Origin of the sequence: Fusicatenibacter saccharivorans, assembly GCF_015557635.1 — a bacterium.
In the GTDB taxonomy this organism is placed as follows: Bacteria; Bacillota; Clostridia; order Lachnospirales; family Lachnospiraceae; genus Fusicatenibacter; species Fusicatenibacter saccharivorans.
This window is the reverse complement of record NZ_JADNOP010000012.1, coordinates 1-20155: the sequence shown is the minus strand read 5'-3', so window position 1 is coordinate 20155 and position 20155 is coordinate 1. Positions and strand designations below refer to the sequence as shown.

The 20155-nt window shown below is 41.2% G+C and carries 15 protein-coding genes; 14 read left to right on the top strand and 1 reads right to left on the bottom strand.

Translation table 11 applies throughout. The annotated features are described in order from the left end of the window. The first annotated feature begins 149 nt into the window (after positions 1 to 149). Both I2G42_RS10910 and I2G42_RS10905 read left to right on the top strand, forming a co-directional pair. Positions 150 to 2012 (top strand): AAA family ATPase, encoded by a 1863-nt coding sequence (locus tag I2G42_RS10910; protein ID WP_195531055.1) that lies wholly within the window; start codon positions 150 to 152, stop codon positions 2010 to 2012. A gap of 32 nt (positions 2013 to 2044) precedes the next feature. Continuing rightward, positions 2045 to 3403 (top strand): MFS transporter, encoded by a 1359-nt coding sequence (locus I2G42_RS10905; protein ID WP_195531054.1) that lies wholly within the window; start codon positions 2045 to 2047, stop codon positions 3401 to 3403. Between the two features lie 108 nt (positions 3404 to 3511). Here the strand turns inward: I2G42_RS10905 and I2G42_RS10900 are convergent, their stop codons facing one another. Then, positions 3512 to 5158: a SulP family inorganic anion transporter gene (locus I2G42_RS10900; protein ID WP_055221474.1), complete on the bottom strand. Its 1647-nt coding sequence runs from the start codon at positions 5156 to 5158 to the stop codon at positions 3512 to 3514. Positions 5159 to 5439: 281 nt separating this feature from the next. On the opposite strand from I2G42_RS10900, the gene yfcC reads away from it, so the two are divergent. From yfcC to I2G42_RS10840, 12 genes are all read left to right on the top strand, one after another. After that, on the top strand, positions 5440 to 6960 hold the full coding sequence (gene yfcC / locus I2G42_RS10895; RefSeq protein WP_055221472.1) for a putative basic amino acid antiporter YfcC: 1521 nt from the start codon (positions 5440 to 5442) through the stop codon (positions 6958 to 6960). Between the two features lie 15 nt (positions 6961 to 6975). Beyond that, positions 6976 to 8124, top strand: coding sequence for a beta-aspartyl-peptidase (iadA, locus tag I2G42_RS10890; protein ID WP_118594929.1), 1149 nt, complete (start codon positions 6976 to 6978; stop codon positions 8122 to 8124). Between the two features lie 152 nt (positions 8125 to 8276). Continuing rightward, positions 8277 to 9176, top strand: coding sequence for an endonuclease NucS domain-containing protein (locus I2G42_RS10885; protein WP_118700394.1), 900 nt, complete (start codon positions 8277 to 8279; stop codon positions 9174 to 9176). Positions 9177 to 9266: 90 nt separating this feature from the next. Continuing rightward, the gene (locus I2G42_RS10880; RefSeq protein ID WP_195531053.1) at positions 9267 to 12257 is read left to right on the top strand and encodes a DEAD/DEAH box helicase; all 2991 of its coding nucleotides are present in this window, start codon (positions 9267 to 9269) and stop codon (positions 12255 to 12257) included. A gap of 1 nt (position 12258) precedes the next feature. Then, the gene (locus tag I2G42_RS10875; RefSeq protein WP_195531052.1) at positions 12259 to 12660 is read left to right on the top strand and encodes a (deoxy)nucleoside triphosphate pyrophosphohydrolase; all 402 of its coding nucleotides are present in this window, start codon (positions 12259 to 12261) and stop codon (positions 12658 to 12660) included. A 72-nt stretch (positions 12661 to 12732) separates the two neighbouring features. Further along, the gene (locus tag I2G42_RS10870) at positions 12733 to 13365 is read left to right on the top strand and encodes a class I SAM-dependent methyltransferase (protein ID WP_055221461.1); all 633 of its coding nucleotides are present in this window, start codon (positions 12733 to 12735) and stop codon (positions 13363 to 13365) included. Next, positions 13326 to 14507, top strand: a complete 1182-nt coding sequence (locus I2G42_RS10865) for an HNH endonuclease domain-containing protein (RefSeq protein WP_330611319.1) — start codon at positions 13326 to 13328, stop codon at positions 14505 to 14507. Before I2G42_RS10870 ends, I2G42_RS10865 begins: the two co-directional genes overlap by 40 nt. Next, positions 14508 to 16640 (top strand): zinc-ribbon domain-containing protein, encoded by a 2133-nt coding sequence (locus I2G42_RS10860; protein WP_195531051.1) that lies wholly within the window; start codon positions 14508 to 14510, stop codon positions 16638 to 16640. A 95-nt stretch (positions 16641 to 16735) separates the two neighbouring features. Then, the gene (locus I2G42_RS10855; protein WP_195531050.1) at positions 16736 to 18280 is read left to right on the top strand and encodes a hypothetical protein; all 1545 of its coding nucleotides are present in this window, start codon (positions 16736 to 16738) and stop codon (positions 18278 to 18280) included. 2 nt (positions 18281 to 18282) lie between these two features. Further along, a complete protein-coding gene (locus I2G42_RS10850; RefSeq protein ID WP_195531049.1) occupies positions 18283 to 18915 on the top strand; it encodes a hypothetical protein in 633 nt (210 codons plus the stop codon). Beyond that, positions 18912 to 19178: an AAA family ATPase gene (locus tag I2G42_RS10845; protein WP_195531048.1), complete on the top strand. Its 267-nt coding sequence runs from the start codon at positions 18912 to 18914 to the stop codon at positions 19176 to 19178. Before I2G42_RS10850 ends, I2G42_RS10845 begins: the two co-directional genes overlap by 4 nt. A gap of 15 nt (positions 19179 to 19193) precedes the next feature. Continuing rightward, positions 19194 to 20006, top strand: coding sequence for a hypothetical protein (locus I2G42_RS10840; RefSeq protein ID WP_195531047.1), 813 nt, complete (start codon positions 19194 to 19196; stop codon positions 20004 to 20006). Positions 20007 to 20155 lie beyond the last annotated feature (149 nt).

Sequence of the window (20155 nt, the reverse complement as noted above, 5' to 3'; positions counted from 1 at the left end):
CAAAGAAGGCAGCGGAGAAAAACGCTGCCTTCTTTGAAAATAAAGCAAAACAACGATAATATTCGGAAAAATGAAAATACAACAATTGATATATTTCTGAAAATAAGATATAATAATCGGAAAGAAGCACACTGGAAAGGAGGAAACGAATGAAAACATGCAAGGAAATGGCAAAGCTATGGGGCGTTACGGAACGCACTGTAACAACTTTCTGCAAAACAGGTAAAATTCCAGGAGCCGTAAAAGAAGGAAAAAGCTGGCGCATTCCGGATGAGGCAGAAAAACCAGTGGATGGCAGAATACTGTCAGGAAAGTATGTAAAAAAAGAGGAAAAAGAAGCAAAAAAACCACTTCCGATAGGAATATCTGATTACGTACGGGCACAGTCGGAATATTATTATGTGGACAAGACAGGAATGATCAAAGAATTTCTGGATCGAAAACCACTGGTATCACTGTTTACGCGGCCGAGACGATTTGGAAAGACGTTGAATATGGATATGCTTCGCGTTTTCTTTGAAATTTCCGATACAGATACCAGCCAGTATTTCCGAGACAAAGAAATCTGGAAATGTGGAGAAGAATACCGAGAGCATCAGGGAAAATATCCGGTTATTTTTCTGACGTTTAAAGATATAAAATTTGCGTCCTGGGAACTGACTTTTGCAAAAATTGCAGAGCTGGTACAGGAAGAGTTCGGCAGACATAAGGAATTGGGGATGAGTGAGAAACTGGAACCATACGAGAAGGATTATTTTCGGAAAATACTGGCAGGTCAGGCGAATGAAGTAGAGCTCTCCTCGTCTCTGCAGAAACTTTCCAAAATGCTTCATGAACATTATGGAAAAGCACCGATCATTATGATCGATGAATATGATGCACCGATTCAGGAAGGCTATTCGAAAAAGTTTTATGAAGAAATTGTTGGATTTATGTGGAATTTCTTTTCCGGCGCATTCAAAGACAACCGGCATCTGTCGTACGGTTTTTTAACTGGAATTCTGCGGATTGCACAGGAAAGTATATTCAGTGGTCTGAATAATCCGACGGTAAATTCCATTCTGGATGAGACATACGATAAATACTTTGGATTTACCCGTGCAGAAGTCCATAAAATGCTGCGGGATTACGGTGCTCTCGAAAAAGAAGCAGAGCTTAAAACCTGGTATGACGGATATCTTTTTGGCGCAGAAGAAGTTTACAATCCCTGGTCCGTGGTCAACTATATTGCACAGGGGTGTATTCCAAAGGCATATTGGGTAAACACCGGAAAGAATGAAATTCTGGAAGAAGTTCTGAAGGCAGCGACAGAGGATGTCATAGAGAAATTGTATGCATTGCTGCAGGGAGAGCGAGTGGTTGCGAGAATCGATCAAAATGTAGTTTACCGGTCTCTGCTGGAAGAACCCTCCAGTATTTACAGTCTGCTTCTGGTTGCTGGATATCTGAAAACACCAAAAAAGGAGTTGCAGACAGACGGATCGTATCTGTGTGAGGTATCCATTCCCAACTGGGAGATTGCGGCAGTTTACAAAGCAGAGATTTTATCCCATCTGCTGCAGATTGGAGCAGTAACCAGAACGACAGCAGACCGGATTGCGGAAAGCCTGTATACGAATGATGTGAAAAAACTGCAGAGTGCGATTGCAGAGTATATGGACAAGTTGATCAGTTTTTACGATGCGGGCGCAGAAGGTTTTTACCATGGACTGGTACTGGGACTGATTGCATTGCTGGATCAACAGTATAAAATCACATCCAACCGGGAATTCGGAGAGGGACGGTACGATATCAGCCTGTTCCCGCGAGAACTCCGGTATCCTGGCATTCTGATGGAACTAAAATGGAAAAAGGGGATTACAGAAGACACACTGAAAAAATTAGCGAAAGAAGCATTAAACCAGATTGAAACACAGCGATACGATGCAGAAATGCGGCAGGAAGGGGTTACGGAAGTCATCAAACTTGGAATCGCCTTTTCTGGAAAAAATGTAAAAATTTGGACGGTATAAAAACAGGAGAAGACAAAACAGGGGGAAGCAAAATGAAAAAATTAACAACGGCAAAGATATGGCAGTTCGCAGCAGGCCAGTTTGGATGGGCGCTGCTGTCTGGTATCATATCGAACTGGCTGGTGTACTTTTATCAGCCGGATGAAACCGCAATCAGCCAGGGACAGACGGTATTCATTCCGCAGGGGCTGGTGATTTTCGGGGTTTTTACCATTATTGGAGGAATTACAGCTTTCGGAAGAATTTTCGATGCATTCACTGACCCGATGATTGCGTCCTGGTCAGACCGGTGTACTTCGAAAAATGGACGGCGGATCCCGTTTTTAAAAGGCGCGGCTCTGCCGCTGGCACTTTCCACGGTGCTGGTGTTCTGGTCACCGGCGAATGAAAACAGCTGGATCAATGCTGCGTTCTTATTTGTGATGATTCTGGCATACTATCTTTCGATCACGGCATATTGTACCCCATACAATGCTCTGATTCCGGAGCTTGGCCACACACAGCAGGAACGCCTGAACATATCCACCATCATTTCCTTTACCTTTATCGCAGGAACAGCCGTGGCCTATCTGGCACCGACGATCTGGGGTGCGTTGATTCCTTCCTTTGGAAGAGTAAATGCGATCCGGGTCACCTTCACAGCCATGGCGCTGGCAGCTTTCGTATGCATGCTCGTGCCGGTATTCTGTATTCGGGAAAAAGATTACGTAGATACCGTTCCTTCGAAGGATTCCGCCTTCCGTTCCCTTGCGGCAACCTTTCGAAACGGAGAATTCCGAAAATTCGTGGGATCCGATATCTTTTACTGGATCGCACTTACCATGTTCCAGACGGGCCTTCCGTTTTTCGTTACCAGCCTGCTGAAACTCCCGGAGACGATGACAACACTGTATTTTGTGGGAATGACCGCACTGTCGCTTGTCTTTTACGTTCCGGTCAACAAGCTGACACCGAAACTGGGCAAGAAAAAGATGATTCTGTTTGCCTTTGCTATTTTTAGCCTTGCATATTTTTACACAGGCTTTATGGGAAACATCCCGTTCATTCCGGAAGCCGTACAGGGTCTGATTCTGACAGTCGCGGCAGCACTTCCCATGGCGATTTTCGGTATTCTGCCGCAGGCGGTTGTCGCAGATATTGCACAGAGCGATGCGGTTACCTCGGGAAGCAGCCGCGAGGGAATGTTCTACGCAGCCAGAACTTTCGCCTTCAAGCTGGGGCAGAGCCTTTCCATGCTGATCTTTACGGCGGTCTCCACCATTGGAAACGGCAGTGGAGCCGGATACCGGATTGCGGCATTCGGTGCAGCTGTATTCTGCGGCGCAGGCGGACTGATACTGATGTTTTACGATGAGAAAAAGATTAACTGCGTGATGAACGGAAAAGCATAGGTCAGTACTCAGCACGGCGGCCTTTTTTATGTGTAGAAGCTATCTGGCATAAAGGAGAAAGGATCACAGGTGATACAGACCAGATGCTGCGGCAGCTGCAGTTTCACATTATCTCGAAATCAGCTCCTCCGCATGCTTTAATGCATCCGAAATATTTGAACAGAAATTTTCTTCCCCGACAAGCTCCACAAAGCCGGATTTTTTCATCACCTTCATCGGCTGCTCATTCACATGAGAGAAGACGAGGGTGATCCCTTTCGATTCGCAGAGCTTCGTCAGATTCTGGAGTGCATTCATGGCTGTACTGTCGATCGCCGGTACGCTCCGCATCCGGAGAACGAGACATTTTGTGAAATCCTTTACCACGATGTGCTCAATCGCATCCGCCGCGCCAAAGAAGAGCGGTCCTGTGATCTCGTATACACGGATTTCCAGCGGCAGCTTCTGCAGATGTTCATCCACCGCCGGGGAATCATCGTCTACATAGACCCAGCTGTCGGCGTGTGTTTCCTCGCTCATCCGCTTGATGAAAAGCAGGCAGGCCAGAACCATGCCGATCTCGATTGCGACAACGAGGTCAAACACAACGGTCAGCACAAACGTAGTAAAAAGAACGATAATATCACTCTTCGGAGCCGTGCGTACAAGATGCACGAAGGTTCTCCACTGGCACATATTGTAGGCAACAAGGAACAGAATCGCGGCAATCGTCGGCATCGGAATCATGCCCGCAAACGGCATCAGCACAACAAGAACGATGACGAGCGTAATGGAATGCACTATACCCGCAACCGGCGTGCGTCCGCCGTTTTTGATATTTGCCGCCGTTCTGGCAATCGCTCCCGTAGCCGGAATACCGCCGAAAAGCGCAGAAGCAATATTTCCGGCACCCTGTGCAATCAGCTCTGTATCCGAACGATGCTTGCTGTTGATCATGCCGTCCGCAACAACACAGGAGAGAAGCGACTCAATCGCCGCAAGCACCGCGATCGTAAACGCATTTGGAATCGCCGACTGAATCAGTTTCATGTCAAAAACCGGCAGATGAAGCGTCGGAAGCGCATTGCTGATTGTGTACAGATTTCCAATCGTAGAAACGTGCAGCGGCAGAAACTGAACCATCAGAATACCGACAATAACAGCAATCAGCGATCCTGGGATTCTCTTGAAAATAAGCGGAGACACGATCAGAATAGCAAGGCTGACCCCGCCGACAATCAGAGCATCCGGTGAAATCGTGGAAAAATTCTCCGCAAATGCCTTCAGTTTTTCCATCGTTTCAATCGGCTTTACCCCGTCAGGATACGTAACACCGCAGAAATCCTTTAACTGTCCGATCACGATTGTCACCGCAATACCGGAAGTAAAACCCGTTGTAATCGTATAAGGAATAAACTTGATCAGACTTCCAAAATGACAGAAGCCCATGATAATAAGGAAGACACCGGCAAGAATGGTCGCCGTCATCAGCCCCTCGAGGCCGTCCCGCGCGACAATACCGGCAACAATCGTGGCAAACGCGGCCGTCGGACCGGCAATCTGGACACAGCTTCCGCCGAGCGCGGAAATCACAAAGCCCGCCACAATCGCGGTGAAAATACCAGCCTCCGGTCCCACGCCGGAAGCAAGAGCCAGTGCAATAGAAAGAGGAAGTGCAATGATCGCAACGATGATACCGGCAGTCACATCTTTGGCAAACTGCGCGCGGTCATAGGACTTCAGAGAAGTGAGTAGCATTGGTTTGAACGAATTCATTTGAAAAGCTCGCTTTCTGTATTAGATTTGTATTACTGTTAGAACAACTTTCCAAGTATAGCATAAGAGACGGGGAGCAGGAAACCCAAAAAGGAATTGTTTGTCTTTCTATACAATCATGTTATGCATGACATTGCACACAGCCGGCAGAAAAATTCGAATGGAAAATTTTTCTGTCACTTTTTTGATTTTTTCAGTGACTTTCCTCTATGATCTATGGTACACTAATCCATGCGCGTTAAAAACGAGAATAGAATATCAAATGGAGGAAATCTCAAAATATGAGCAAAAAGAAAGGCGAAGGCCTGAAATCATTCAACAGGGGATTTAACGTGCCGGATACCTACATTATCATCTTTTTTGTGGTAGTTATCGCGGCCGTCATGACCTTCCTCGTCCCGAAAGGCTATTACGAGACGGAGGATGTCACATACCTGATGAACGGGGTAGAAAAGACCCGTACCGTCATCAAAGACGGAAGCTTCCAGTATCTGACCGATGCTGCAGGAAAACCGGTCACAGAAGGTGTTGCATTGTTCAGCGGCGACGGTGGAACCGGATTTTTCAATTATATGTATAACGGAATTATCAGCAGCTCCGCCATCGAAATCATCGCATTTCTGATGGTAGTCGGCGGCGCTTTCGGTATCATGATCCGCACCGGAGCCGTTGAAGCCGGTCTGATCGGCCTGATCCGTAAAGCAAAAGGAGCCGAAAAACTGCTGATCCCGGTCCTTTTCGTCCTGTTTTCCCTCGGCGGAGCCGTGTTCGGAATGGGAGAAGAGGCCCTTCCGTTCACCATGATCCTCTGCCCGCTGTTCGTCGCTGTCGGATACGACACCGTCATTGCCGTGCTTGTTACGTACGTGGCAACACAGATCGGCTTCGGATCTTCCTGGATGAACCCGTTTTCCGTCGGAATCGCACAGGGAATCGCCGGCGTTGACGTCTTCTCCGGCGCAGGTTTCCGTATGGTGATGTGGGTCGTATTCACCGCTCTTGGCTGCGGCATGACCATGTTCTATGCAGCAAAAGTCAAAAAGACCCCGGAAATTTCCGTTGCTTACGAAAGCGACCAGTATTTCCGTGATCAGAACGAAAAAACAGGCATCGACGAGGGCCATTCCTTCGGCGTCGGCCATATCTTAGTTCTGGTAACACTGGCCGTTACCGTTGTCTGGGTCATCTGGGGCGTTATGGCAAAAGGCTATTACATGGCCGAAATCGCAACCCAGTTCTTCATCATGGGAATTGTGGCAGGTGTCATTGGTGTCATTTTCCATCTGAACAATATGAAAGTAAATGACATTGCCGTTTCCTTCAAAGACGGCGCAAAAGACCTGATCGGCGCAGCACTCGTTGTTGCGATGGCACAGGGCATCATGCAGGTGCTCGGCGGTTCTGATCCGACCACCCCGACCGTTATCAACACCATTATGTACGGCATTTCACAGGCCCTGGCCGGTCTTTCCGGTGCAGCCGCAGCCGTGCTGATGTATGTGTTCCAGTCGGTCTTCAACTTTTTCGTCGTATCCGGCTCCGGCCAGGCGGCGATCACCATGCCGATCATGGCACCGCTCGCGGACCTTCTCGGCGTATCCCGCCAGACATCCGTCCTTGCGTTCCAGCTCGGTGATGCCTTCACAAACCTGATCGTCCCGACCTCCGGCTGCCTGATCGGCTCCCTGGCGATTGCAAAAATCGAGTGGTCGAACTGGATCAAATTCATGTGGAAATTCTTAGGGATACTGATGATTGGAGCAGTCATTACGATTCTGATTGCGGTTGCCATTGGATTTTAAGAGGAGTGAGAGAAAATGATATTATTTCAGAACATAGACGTCTATGCGCCGGAATACCTCGGAAGAAAAGACGTTCTTACTGTGTATGATAAAATTGTCAAGATCGCAGATGCCGGCACGATAACGGCAGACGGCCTGCTCTCTGGCGCGGAGACCGTAGACGGAACCGGACTTGTCCTGACACCTGGCTTTGTTGACTGCCATGTTCACGTGCTCGGCGGAGGCGGTGAGGGCGGCTTTGCCAACCGCACCCCGGAGGCGACGATGGAAGGCCTGAACAAGTTCGGTGTGACAACCGTTGTCGGCTGCCTCGGAACTGACGGCATTGGCCGTGACATGTGCGCGCTCGTGGCAAAAACAAAAGGCCTCCGGGAGCAGGGCATGTCCGCCTGGTGCTACACCGGCAGCTACCAGGTTCCGGTGCGCACACTGACGGATGGAATTACGAAAGATATCATGATGATCGAAGAAATCATCGGAACCGGCGAAATCGCGATTTCGGACCACCGATCCTCACAGCCGACCTTCGAAGAATTCGCCCGACTGGCAGCAGACACGCGCCTCGGCGGCGTTCTTTCCGGGAAAGCGGGAGTGATCAATGTCCACCTTGGCGACGGTGCAAGATGTATGGAGCTGATCGAACGCGTCATCAGCGAAACCGAAATCCCGGCCAGCCAGTTCCTCCCGACCCATGTCAACCGGAACGAGAAGCTGTTCCAGAAGGCAATTGAATACGCCGTAAAGGGCGGTGCGGTCGATTTCACCGGAAATGAAGAGATCGATTACTGGGAAACTGTCTGTGATGAAGTCCGCGTGTGCAAAGGAATCCGCCGCATGCTGGATGCAGGCGTGAACCCGAAACACATCACCATCTCATCCGACGGTCAGGGCAGTCTGCCGATCTTTAATGAAAAGGGAGAATTCCTGCGGATGGGCATGGGCCAGTCGAGCTGTTTGCTGAAAGAAGTAAAAGAATGCGTGGAGAAAGCGGGAATTCCGCTGGAAACCGCAATTTCGACGATTACGGCAAACCCGGCAGAGATCCTGTCACTGAAAGGAAAAGGCAAGGTCCGGGAAGGATATGATGCGGATCTTTGCGTACTGGATCAGGGACTAGAGATTCAGGAAGTCGTTGCACGGGGGAAGACGGTGTATCGGAAATAGCATATTGGTAATATTGGGAAAAGGTCACAGCTTTGCGGAGCTGCGGCCTTTTTTGATGGGAATGCCTGCGGAAAGAATGTTTTACAATAGTATTTTGTAAGAAGGTACGATATAATGAACATATATCTTGCGACAGGGAAGGAGAAACTGCAGTGTCGGAAATAAAACTTTTTGAGGTCGGAACGGTTGTGAAAGAGCGCACCTCTTCCACGGTAGTATTGGAGAAACAACTGCAAACAACGATAGAGCAGAACATGGAGACATTTTTCGGCGTTCGTTTTCTGAAAAGTGAATATATGATCACATCCGGAAGAATGGACAGCATCGGAATTGATGAAAATAATAGCCCAGTGATTTTTGAGTATAAGAGAAGCTCGAGCGAGAACGTAATTAATCAGGGATTATTCTATCTGGATTGGCTTTTGGATCACAAAGCGGATTTCAAACTGCTTGTGATTGAAAAACTGGGTATGGAAGTAGCAGACCAGATTGATTGGTCGGTGCCTTGTGTGATTTGTATTGCAAATGATTTTACGAAATACGACGTGCATGCAGTGAATCAGATGCAGAGGAATATCAAGTTGGTGAAATATCGGAAATATGGGGAAGATCTGTTGCTGTTTGAACATCTGAACACACCGGTGGCAAAGCCAGTAACGGAAACATCAACCATTTCAACAACAAGTAGTACATACACACAGAAAACACATTTAGAGAAGCTGTCATCAGCAAGCAGCCATTTCAAAACATTATATACGGCGCTTTGTGACTACATCGAATCGCTGGGAGACGATCTTGTTCCAAACCAATTGAAGCTGTATTTGGCCTATAAGAAAGTGCAGAACATTTTCTGCATTGAAATTTATAACAAACAGATCCTGCTCCGAATGAAACTCGACCCGGACACTGTTGAACTGGAAGAAGGATTCACAAGAGATACCCGCGGGATTGGACATTACGGAACGGGGGAGCTAGAAGTGTCAATCAAGACGGCAGAAAACTTTCAGAAGGCAAAGAAGCTGATTGATCGGGCGTATCAGGAGACGTTATAAAGCATGGTAAAAACTGGAAAATGATGAAAAAATTTGAATTGTAAAGTCAAATACGTTACAATTTAAAGTTAGAACAGAGAGGATGAAACGGTGAAAGAAGAAATAATACAAAACATAAATCAAGGGGTGGAAGCAGCCTATATCAATGGAAATCTTGCTTCAAATCTGGAATATAAACCGAGTTTTATATCAAACAATCCAGAAGAGGGTAAAAAAGTTATTTCTTCTATTGAAGAAGAGCTACTTCGCTGTGAACAATTCCAGATTAGTGTGGCATTTATCACAATGGGAGGAATTACGCCCCTCCTGCAGACGTTAAAAGAACTCGAGCGAAAGAGAATCCCGGGGCAAATTCTTACAACGAACTACTTAGATTTTAGTGAGCCAAGAGCGTTGGCAAAACTGAATGAATTGAAAAATATTACGCTAAAAATGTATGATGTGGAAGCTGCCAATAATGGATTTCATACCAAAGGATACATTTTCAAAAAAGAAGAGGTTTATAGAATTATCCTTGGCAGTTCCAATATGACAAGTGCAGCGCTTACCAGCAACATAGAGTGGAATACAAAGATTATATCGACCGTGCAGGGTGAAGTAGCAAGTGAGATTGTAAAAGAATTCAATTCGTTTTGGAATTCGGAGTATGCTTTGGATTTTGAAACCTTTTATGAAATTTACAAAGCACGCTACGAGATCATCAAACATCAACGAGAAGAGGCTAAAAAAGACAGGATTCCGTCTTTTGAAAAATATAAATTAAAGCCGAATTCCATGCAGGAAGAATTCATTGTTAATCTTCGAAAAATCATTGAAAAGGGTGAGAAAAGAGCATTATTGATTTCGGCTACGGGAACTGGAAAAACATATGCATCAGCATTTGCAATGCGTGAATTAGGTTTCAAGAGAGTATTATTTCTTGTTCACCGGGCGCAGTTAGCCAAACAAGCCAAGAAGTCTTTTGAGCGGGTGTTTAATAATTCCGTTTCCATGGGCATCGTAGGCGATGGAAAACACGAATATGACTGCGATTTTGTATTTGCTATGGTAGAGACGCTAAATAGAGATCAACATTTGTTCCAATATGAAAAAGATGCATTTGATTGTATCATTCTCGATGAAGCACACCATAGTCCAGCGAATACCTATCAGAGAGTAATGAACTATTTTGAACCACAGTTATTTTTAGGTATGACAGCTACGCCGGATAAACGGGATGATCATATAGAAGGGCGAAATGTCTATGAACTTTTCCATCATCAAATAGCACATGAAATTCGATTACAGAAAGCAATGGAAGAGCACTTGCTGTGTCCATTTCATTATTTTGGAATCAGTGATATTGCATTGATAGATGATAAAACATCTAAAGGAAAGAACCTTACAGAAAAAGATTTTAATCTTCTTACAAGTGAAGAACGCGTAGACCACATCATTGAACAGGCACAGTATTACGGCTATAGCGGAGAACGCGTGAAGGGACTGATTTTCTGCAGTAGAAATAAAGAATGCGAAACCTTGTCAAACATGTTCAATGAGCGTGGTTATAGAACACTTGCACTTAGTAATGAAACGCCGCAAAAGCTTCGAGAAACAGCATTTGAACGTTTGGCTATGAAAGAAGAGGATGCAACGGAGGAATTACAGCCCTTGGACTACATTTTCTCTGTAGATATTTTGAACGAGGGAATTGATATTGTTGAAGTCAATCAAGTCATTATGCTTCGTCCAACACAGTCACCCATTGTTTTTATCCAGCAATTGGGAAGAGGCTTGCGTAAGGCGGAAGGAAAAGAATATGTAGTGATTCTGGATTTTATCGGAAATTACAATAATAATTTTATGATTCCCGTCGCTTTATCTGGGGACAATACCTACAATGCGGATGTGATTCGGAAATATGTGATCAGTGGAAATAGTACCATTCCGGGAGCATCTACTATTCATTTTGATGAAATAGCAAAAGAAAAGATTTTTCATGCGATTGATTGCATCAAACCAAGCACCTTGAAAGAATTGATGAAAGAAGGATACGTTAATTTGAAAAACCGTCTCGGAAGACGTCCAATGCTTTTGGATTTTTATGAAAATGCGGAGATGGATCCTCTTGTAATTGTTAAGGAATACAAAACTTATTATTCTTTTGCAGAACAAATGGAGAAAAAGGAGCAGCTGTTTCGGCTGTCAGAACAGGAAAAGACAACACTGGAATATTTGTCAAAGACGATATTAAGCGGTGTAAGACCAGATGAATTGGAGATTTTGCGATTATTTTTAGAAAAAAATCAAATTACATATTCTGAAGTTATCGATAGCTGCAAAGAGCGATATGGTTATGAGATAACAACGCAAAAGATTGATCTTGCATGTGATGTTCTGAAAGGAAAATTTGTCACAAACAGCACGGAAAGAGAGAAGTTTTACCAGATTGATATTCTGGAAGCAGATGGAGAGAATCGTTTAAAGAGAATTTTAAGTTATACAGAACGCCTGGCACATAAGGATTTTTATGATCAGGTCCAGGACATTGTGGCTGTTGGTTTAGCCAGATATCAAGATAAGTACGCAAAACCATATAGAAATGGAGTGCCATTTGTACTTTATGAAAAATACTCAAGAAGAGATGTTAGTTTGCTTATGAATGCAGGCAAAGATTTGTCGTCAACAATGTATGGAATGTCGCAACTAGGAGACGATGTTTTCATTTTTGTCACGTATCATAAAGAAGAAAACACAGATGAAGAAAAAGAATATGTTGATGGAAAGCCTGATTATGCGGATGAATTCGTAGACAACGTAATTTTTAGATGGGATTCCCAAATTGATAAAAAGTTAGATGGTGCATATATGGATAAGGTTTTAAATACACCAAGAAAACATCTTTTTGTTCAAAAGACGGATGCAGAAAACAATTTTTTCTATATGGGAGAATTTGATGTCTTGGAGGCTCATGAAGCGGAAAAGAAAAATAATAGAGGCGTATTAAAACCGATTTGTAAATTAAAATTTAAAATGCAAACAGCAGTAAGAGAAGACTTATTGAGATATTTGCAGAGTGGAAAAACAATGGAGGAAAAGTAAAATGAAAACAATCAGAGTTGTTGCAGCAGTAATAAAAGCAGTAAATAAAACAGGAGAATCCATCATTTTTGTAACCCAGAGAGGTTATGGAGAATTTAAAGGCGGCTGGGAATTTCCGGGAGGAAAAATCGAAAAAGGTGAGACACCGCAGGAAGCTTTGAAAAGAGAAATTATGGAAGAGTTGGATACGGAAATAGAAGTGGGAGAATATATTGATACGATTGAGTATGACTATCCGGCGTTTCACCTTTCTATGGATTGCTTTTGGTGTGAAGTTTTAAATGGAGATCTTGTATTGAAAGAACACGAAGCGGCAAAGTGGTTGACGAAAGAAAAACTGAACGAAGTAGAATGGTTACCTGCAGATATTACATTGATAGAGGAAATTAGAAAAGGAATGTAGGAACAGAAAATTAGGATATATTTCACGAAAAGTGCTGTCGAGTAGAAAAATGAGTGAGGGTGGAAAGAAACTATGACCTTGGAGCAAACAAAAAAATTTACAGAGCAGGACGAAAATACACTGCAATATTATAATCAAAATGCGACTAAATTTATTGAAAATACAAAGAGTGTTGAGTTTCATTCCGTACAGGATAAGTTTCTTTCCTACCTTTCGGCCGGCTCTTATATTTTGGATTTTGGCTGTGGATCCGGACGCGATAGTAAATATTTTCTGGAAAAAGGTTATCGTGTCGATGCGGTAGATGGATCGGAAGAAATTTGTAAAATTACCAGAGAATATGTCAAAATTGAAGTGAAAAAAATGTTATTTTCGGAACTTTCGTTCGTAAATAAGTATGAGGGGATATGGGCGTGTTCTTCTATCTTACATCTTTCGAAAGACGAATTACAAGATGTTCTATATAAAATGATGCGTGCCCTAAAGAAAGAAGGATATATTTATACTTCCTTCAAGTATGGAGAATATGAGGGATATCGTGAAGAACGATATTATACCGATTTTACAGAAAATTCTTTTGCGGCATTTATAAAAGACTTTTCAGAAATAAAGATAGTAGAATGCTGGATATCGAAAGATGTCCGTCCGGGTAGGAGTGAGGAAAAGTGGTTGAATTTGATACTTCAAAAATCGGATATAGTTTGAAACTGGATGGGAAATATTACAATACATTAGATATTGAAGGGTTTTCACACATGATGAAAGATCCGTCCTATTGTTACAAGTTTTATTGGTTGGAAGCGATTGTCCAGCTTATTGCGGAAGGCATAAAAGAAACCACTTTTGATGCGGTGATCGATGAAATGATTTGCAATGCATGGTACTCGGTCCGCGAGTTTCACATCCATCTGAGCGGAATGCCAATCGATGGACAAGTAAAAGATGGATTGGAGAGAGCTGTAAGTAAATTATCAGAACTCAGCAATCTGCCTGCAAATGCATCCAAGGTAGAAATTAAAAATGCGATTAAAAAGTATGCACTGGAATTGAAAACATCAAAAGAGCAGCTCACCAATATGGTTCCGTACAGAGCTCTTGCAGGATTTTTTGATAGAGCGGAAGAACCAGCAGATTGGGGAAGCGTACGGCGAATGACGGAATATATTGAGAGAATTAATGAGCACGTTGTGATATTACCGTATACACTGGGAACAGGGAGTAAGCTCAAAAAAGAAATATATTTTCAGCCATCTTGGACAAAGATGATTCAGGATAACACGGTATCGATTCTCGGATGGATTCAATATGAAAAGGTCAAATGGTTGCAAAACAATAATCCAGAAGTTCCAGGTCTTGTATATAAACTGGCGCCGATGGATGAGAAAATGCGGAAATTGAATCATGTGCGGAAACTATGGGAGGGTATTCTGGAACTGACGGAAGTCAGAGACGTGTTTACCGGAGAAGTTGTCGCGCCAAAAGCATATGATGTAGATCACTTTATTCCATGGTCGTTTGTCATGAACGATGAACTTTGGAATTTGATGCCGATGGATTCTTCCTTGAATTCGGCGAAAAGTAATAAGCTTCCGAAATGGGATCCGTTTTTTGAAAGATTTGCTGAGAATCAGTATTTGCTGTATGGGTTTATTCATGAAAAGCCGGGAATACATAAATTGTTTGAAGGATGCTATCGAGATAATTTACATTCTATCTGGGCTGGAAGAGAACTGTATTGCAAGGGAAATTCACGGGAGCAGTTTTATAATATTTTACAGAAGAATATGCAGCCGGTGTATGATTCGGCGAGACGGCAGGGGTATGAGGTTTGGAATAGAGGGACGTGAATGGGAAAATCCTTAAAAGAATGGTGTATGGAACATGAGCGACAAGATATTTTGGCACGATGGGATAAAGAGAATATAGAAGAGCCAGAAAAATTGTCTTATGGTAGTGAAAAAAAGGTAAGCTGGATTTGTGAGTTTGGCCATCGGTGGGAGGCATCGCCTAATAAAATAACATCTAAAAAAACAAGCGGGTGTCCTTATTGCGCGAATCAGAAGGTGTGGAAAGGCTTTAATGATTTAAGCACTTTTCGACCGGAAGTTGCTCAAGAATGGAATTTTGAAAAAAATAAGAATTTGACACCAGATCAAGTGACCGTTTGCTCGAATAAAAAAGTATGGTGGAAGTGCAAAAATGGGCATGAATATGAAGCGTCAATTAATCAGCGAACAAGAAAAGAACGGGGAGAAGGTTGCCCATATTGTGCAAATAAAAAATTATTGCCGGGCTTTAATGATTTGAAAACAGTATGTCCGGAGGTAGCAGTAGAATGGCATCCATTTCGAAATGGTAATTTTAGGCCAGAGGATGTTTTTGCATCTTGTGGAAAGAAGGTTTGGTGGATTTGTTCGAAGGGACATGAGTATCAGCAAAGCTTAAATGCGCGTGTAAAAAAAGGTGAAAGAAAAAGTGGTTGTCCAGTTTGTGCTGGAAAGAGGAGAGAAAAAGGAGTTAATGATCTTGAAAGTTTGTATCCAGAGATTGCCGTAGAGTGGGATGTAAAGAAGAATGGAGGGATTACACCGGATCAGATAGGGCCAGGAGCACACAAAAAATACTGGTGGATCTGTCCTGTAGGTCATTCTTATCAGGCAGCTCCGGAAAATAGAACAAAAATAAGAGGAACTAGTTGTCCAATTTGCGCGAAGGAAAGGCAAACCTCTTTTCCTGAGCAGTGTATTTATTTTTATTTCAAAAAACAATATCCTCAGACAGAAAATAGATACCAATTGGAAGGAAAAGAATTAGATATTTATATTCCGGAACTTAAAGCAGGAATTGAATATGATGGAAAGCGATTTCATACAAATAGAGAAAAAGAGCGAAAAAAGGATCTTTTCTTTCAGAAAAAAGGAATTCGTGTTATTAGAATCAAAGAATATGAGGGAGAAAAACCGCAGGAAGAAAAAGATATTATTTGGATTCGAGAAAAGGATAATTTGTTTAATAATCTTTCTTTCGCAATAAGACAAGTTTGCTATTTGCTGACAGGAGATTTGAATGTAGAAATAATTGATTTTGAAGAAAAAAGAACAGAAATATGGAATCTCTATTGTTTTTCAATAAAAGAAAATTCTATTGCGGCGCGTCATCCGGAATTTTTGAAAGAATGGAATTGTGAAAAGAATGGTAAATTGAAACCGGAACAAATATCATATGGGAGTGGAAAGAAAGTCTGGTGGGTTTGCAAGAAGGGGCATGAATATCAGATGGCACCATGTGCACGAGCTAAGGGAGCTGGATGTCCGATTTGCGCTGGCCAGAGGCTATTGAGTGGATATAATGATTTGCAAACACGATATCCAGAAATTGCAAAGGAATGGGATGAAGAAAAGAATGGAGGACTGCAACCTAGCCAAGTGATGCCCGGAACTGTAAAACGCGTTTGGTGGAAATGCGAAAGGAATCATAGTTATATGACAACTGTTGCGAGTAGAACCAATGCAAAGAGTGGATGTCCGTATTGTTCAGGAAGAAAGGCTATTTGCGGGGAAAATGATTTGTTTACAATATTTCCTAAATTGGAAAGAGAATGGGATGTAGAGAAGAATAAGGATGTTGATCCAAGAGGAATGAGCCCATATACCCATCGAAAGGTCTGGTGGATTTGCCCTAAGGGACATTCTTATTTATCCGCGGTCAGTAATCGTACCAAAAATATGGCAAAGACCAATGGAAATGGTTGTCCCTACTGCAGTGGACAGAAAGTTTTGTCAGGATTTAATGATTTGCAAACGAGATATCCAATGATTGCAGCTATGTGGCATCCAGCTAAAAATGGCGAAATACAATCAAATATGGTTGCTCCATATAGTACCCAAAAAGCATGGTGGATTGACTGGAATGGGAGAGAAGTTTATCGTAGAATTGATTCAATGGTGGCGATGGCGAAAAAGAGAATTTATTTAGAGTAATTATGAAAATGTGAATGCGCTTATGATATGATTTTTATTTGAAAAGAGCAAATTTTATGATTAAAGAAACTACTGGATATGAGGAGGTCTAGCATTTGTGTACATTGTCGAAGGATGAAATAGATAAAATATCAGTCATGTACGAGGGGGATAAAAAACGCGATGCGACAAGTAAAATAAGGGGGTTTATATTTCAAGACTACATTACTATTATGTGTCTTCTTCGAGACAAAGTAGAATATGTTTGTTCTGAATATTTGGAGGATGTGGATGTTTTCTATAAAAATGGAAAATTTGAGTTTATTCAGGTAAAGTATTATCCCAATACTTCACCCCAAAGGGAAGAAATATTTACCGATCTTTATTATCAATATCTTCGCCTTAAGATGCTTGGAAGTACCTTGGATGCTATACCGAGTCTTTATATTCATAGAGTACCTGAGATTAATAAGCCAACTCTACAAGAGATGAAAGATTATTTAAAAATTAAAATTCCTAAGAAAATTGATTATTCAACGGTAGAAGATTCGAAGAAATGGCTTAGAAGTAATATATATACTATTTCTAAGAAAAAGGAACAGAAAGCAAAATTTTTTAAAACTATGGCATCAGAGGATTCATTAAAGGATTTTATAAATCAATTCAAAATTTCTTCACAAAAGAATATCGTTGAGTATAGGGAAGAATTGATGGAAAAATTGGAAAAAGAATTCCCTAATTATGTTAAGGGGAGTAACGAGGATAATTGGCCGGTTATTTTATTGGGATTAGCTATATCCTATATTCAAAAAAGATATTCGCTGGTCGATCCGGATTTTGCTAGTCTGAAATTTGAAAAAAAAGACTTTACAAGATATATGCTCGAATCGAGCCAGACTAAGACAGAGAATATTATTGTTAGTTATTTGGTTGGCATTGCATCTGAGGTATATGGGGATATTATCGGTGACAATGGTTTGTCTGAGCTACAGATGGCCTTATTAGATTTGATTTATCGAAATACTGTTTGTTGGATTGAAGATGTTGCAAATACAGTTGATGGACAGTATAAGCTATTGAATACTTTTAGCTTAGAAGAGGAAAGAAAAGTCTCTGAGTATAAGACTTTATCAATGGATACACGTGTAATCAAAATTGCTGAATGCAAACTTTCATATATATTATTTTTAGAATATATGTGGAAGATTATTTTGAATCTTTGCCAGGAAAAAATTCTACAAGTAGAGGACATTACAATTAATATAGAGTTGTTGAGACCAGATCATTATATCGATGGAAGGGTCATGGAATACGTCTGCTTCAATTTTCCAGATGATAAGTATGTGAGTCATTGTGTAATACTTCCTAACCCAGGGGGGAATTTTAGACGGATAACACGAAAAATAGCCGGGCGTATGATAAAGCTATCACAAAAACCTGAAAAATGGTTTTATGAAAATAATAAAATTCTTATGGGAAAAAATTATTATAGCTATAGTCAAGCAGATATAATTGAAAATCCTACGGTAGCTGATTTAGGGGAAGATAGCTTTTATATAGAATGCATGGATTGCATTGGAATAGATGAAAAGGAATGGAGTATTCCGGAGATATGTAGAGATTGTATTTTCTCTGAAAAATGTGTTAATGGGGAGGAGTAGTTTTGATTTTACAAGATGAATTTAAGTCAAATGGGTATTTAAATCTTTTGGATAGCGCGAATATTATTGACGATGAAATAAACCTTGAGGATTTATTTGATATTGATGATAAACCTGTGGAACTATTAGGAATTTATATTAGTCAAAATCGTGATGAGCTGTTTTTTGTATTAGATGGTAATATAATGGATATTAATGAGTTGTGTGACACATGGGATGATCGTATCCGTGTGTTTGCAATCATTAATGGTAAAAACACGGATATTCATAGGCTTAAATACAATATCGTTCAACTGATAATTTGTTCAGACGATAATCCGGATAAAAATCGAGAAGGAAATTTACTTGTTTCGCGAAAAATCATTCTTAAGGGAAATATGAGTGATAGAAATAAAATAATACTTGATGATGATGAAGCAATTGAATTACCTTTTCATATGATTCCCATAAAAGATTTTTTGCCTGATGAAGAACAGATAGGTTTATTAAGAAGACTATTGCCAGAAGATGAAAGCGTTTTTTCGTTATTAAAAAGGCAACATAAGAAAGCAAAAAGAAAAGAACATGAAGGTATAATTGATAAGTCGTTTAGTGTTCAGGATTTTGAAAAAATTAAGGAGTGGCTTGAAACGTGATTATTCGTAAACTAAGAATGGTAAATTTCAGAGGATTTCGTGACAAGACAATTGATTTTAATGATAAATCCGTTGTTTTGTTATCTGCTGCAAATGGAATAGGAAAGACGACCACCATAGATGCAATTGAATGGTGTTTAACAGGTGAAATAGGACGTTTAAAAACAGCGTTTAATAATAGGAGTACAAATGAATCTGATCGAAAACAAAATACAAATGGGATATTGAAGCATAGAGATTCTAGTAATACATCAAAAGTGTAGGTCTATCTTTGGATAATGGATGACGAAAATGAAAATATTCTCTGTAGAGAGCAAAAAAAAGATGAATTAAACCCGGATGTCTCTAAGGTTACGCTTAATGGAAATGAAAATGAGGCTAATGCATTTATTAATCAATATGTTGGACGTAGTTTTTATAATTTCCATTTTTGCGATGTTCAAAAATCATTTAGCGTTCAAAGTACCAAAAGAGGAGATCTTGAAGCATTATTCAGTGAATTCATTACAAATTATGATGAGCAAAAACAGATAGCCGAAAATATAGAGATATTTGCCGATGATGTGGAGCGCTACATAGAAGATAAGAAAAAGCAAAAAGTGCCACAAGAGCTAATCACTAACCAAGTGGATCAGTTAGAAAAGGGGCAGAGAGAATCTAGTCAGGTTTCATATCCTGATACAATATTTTATCTTGGAGAGAATTTAGAAGTTGAAAATTTAAATAGGGATGCACTTTTAGAGCAAAAAATTGAACTGAAAAACTGTGGATACATAATAGCTAAAAATGAAATTCGAAAGCTGATTAGTAATAATTCATTAAAAAATCAGATAGCTACAGTTGAAAAAATAATGGTTTTACTTACAACTAAGGAGGATTCTATTCGCGAGGCAGTGTCGGCAGGATTATTTAATAATGATGATGCTATTACAGCTCTTGAATTGAATTATGAAAAGTTAAACAAATTAAAACTTACAAGAAAAACAATTCTTCAGGATTTTGAAATTGTGGTTACTTATGATGAAGGAAAATTTTATAAGAAAGACTTTGAGAATTTAAAAAAAATATTAAAGAAAAAGAAAAAAGAGTGACGAATCTTTCTGCGGAGATTGATTTATTAACAAATAATAATAAAATCCTAAAAGTGTTATCGACTCTTTCCATAAATGAAAAGTCTAATCCCCCAGCTATGCTGGGGAGAATAGAGTAGTCGGAAGTGGTGAGGATAACAAAATAAAGC

Excerpts from the sequence above, each read along its gene's own strand:
- I2G42_RS10840 (WP_195531047.1), top strand. The coding sequence starts at position 19,194 with ATGGATGACGAAAATGAAAATATTCTCTGTAGAGAGCAAAAAAAAGAT.
- yfcC (WP_055221472.1), top strand. The coding sequence starts at position 5,440 with ATGAGCAAAAAGAAAGGCGAAGGCCTGAAATCATTCAACAGGGGATTT.
- I2G42_RS10910 (WP_195531055.1), top strand. The coding sequence starts at position 150 with ATGAAAACATGCAAGGAAATGGCAAAGCTATGGGGCGTTACGGAACGC.
- iadA (WP_118594929.1), top strand. The coding sequence starts at position 6,976 with ATGATATTATTTCAGAACATAGACGTCTATGCGCCGGAATACCTCGGA.
- I2G42_RS10870 (WP_055221461.1), top strand. The coding sequence starts at position 12,733 with ATGACCTTGGAGCAAACAAAAAAATTTACAGAGCAGGACGAAAATACA.
- I2G42_RS10860 (WP_195531051.1), top strand. The coding sequence starts at position 14,508 with ATGGGAAAATCCTTAAAAGAATGGTGTATGGAACATGAGCGACAAGAT.
- I2G42_RS10900 (WP_055221474.1), bottom strand. The coding sequence starts at position 5,158 with ATGAATTCGTTCAAACCAATGCTACTCACTTCTCTGAAGTCCTATGAC.
- I2G42_RS10905 (WP_195531054.1), top strand. The coding sequence starts at position 2,045 with ATGAAAAAATTAACAACGGCAAAGATATGGCAGTTCGCAGCAGGCCAG.
- I2G42_RS10875 (WP_195531052.1), top strand. The coding sequence starts at position 12,259 with ATGAAAACAATCAGAGTTGTTGCAGCAGTAATAAAAGCAGTAAATAAA.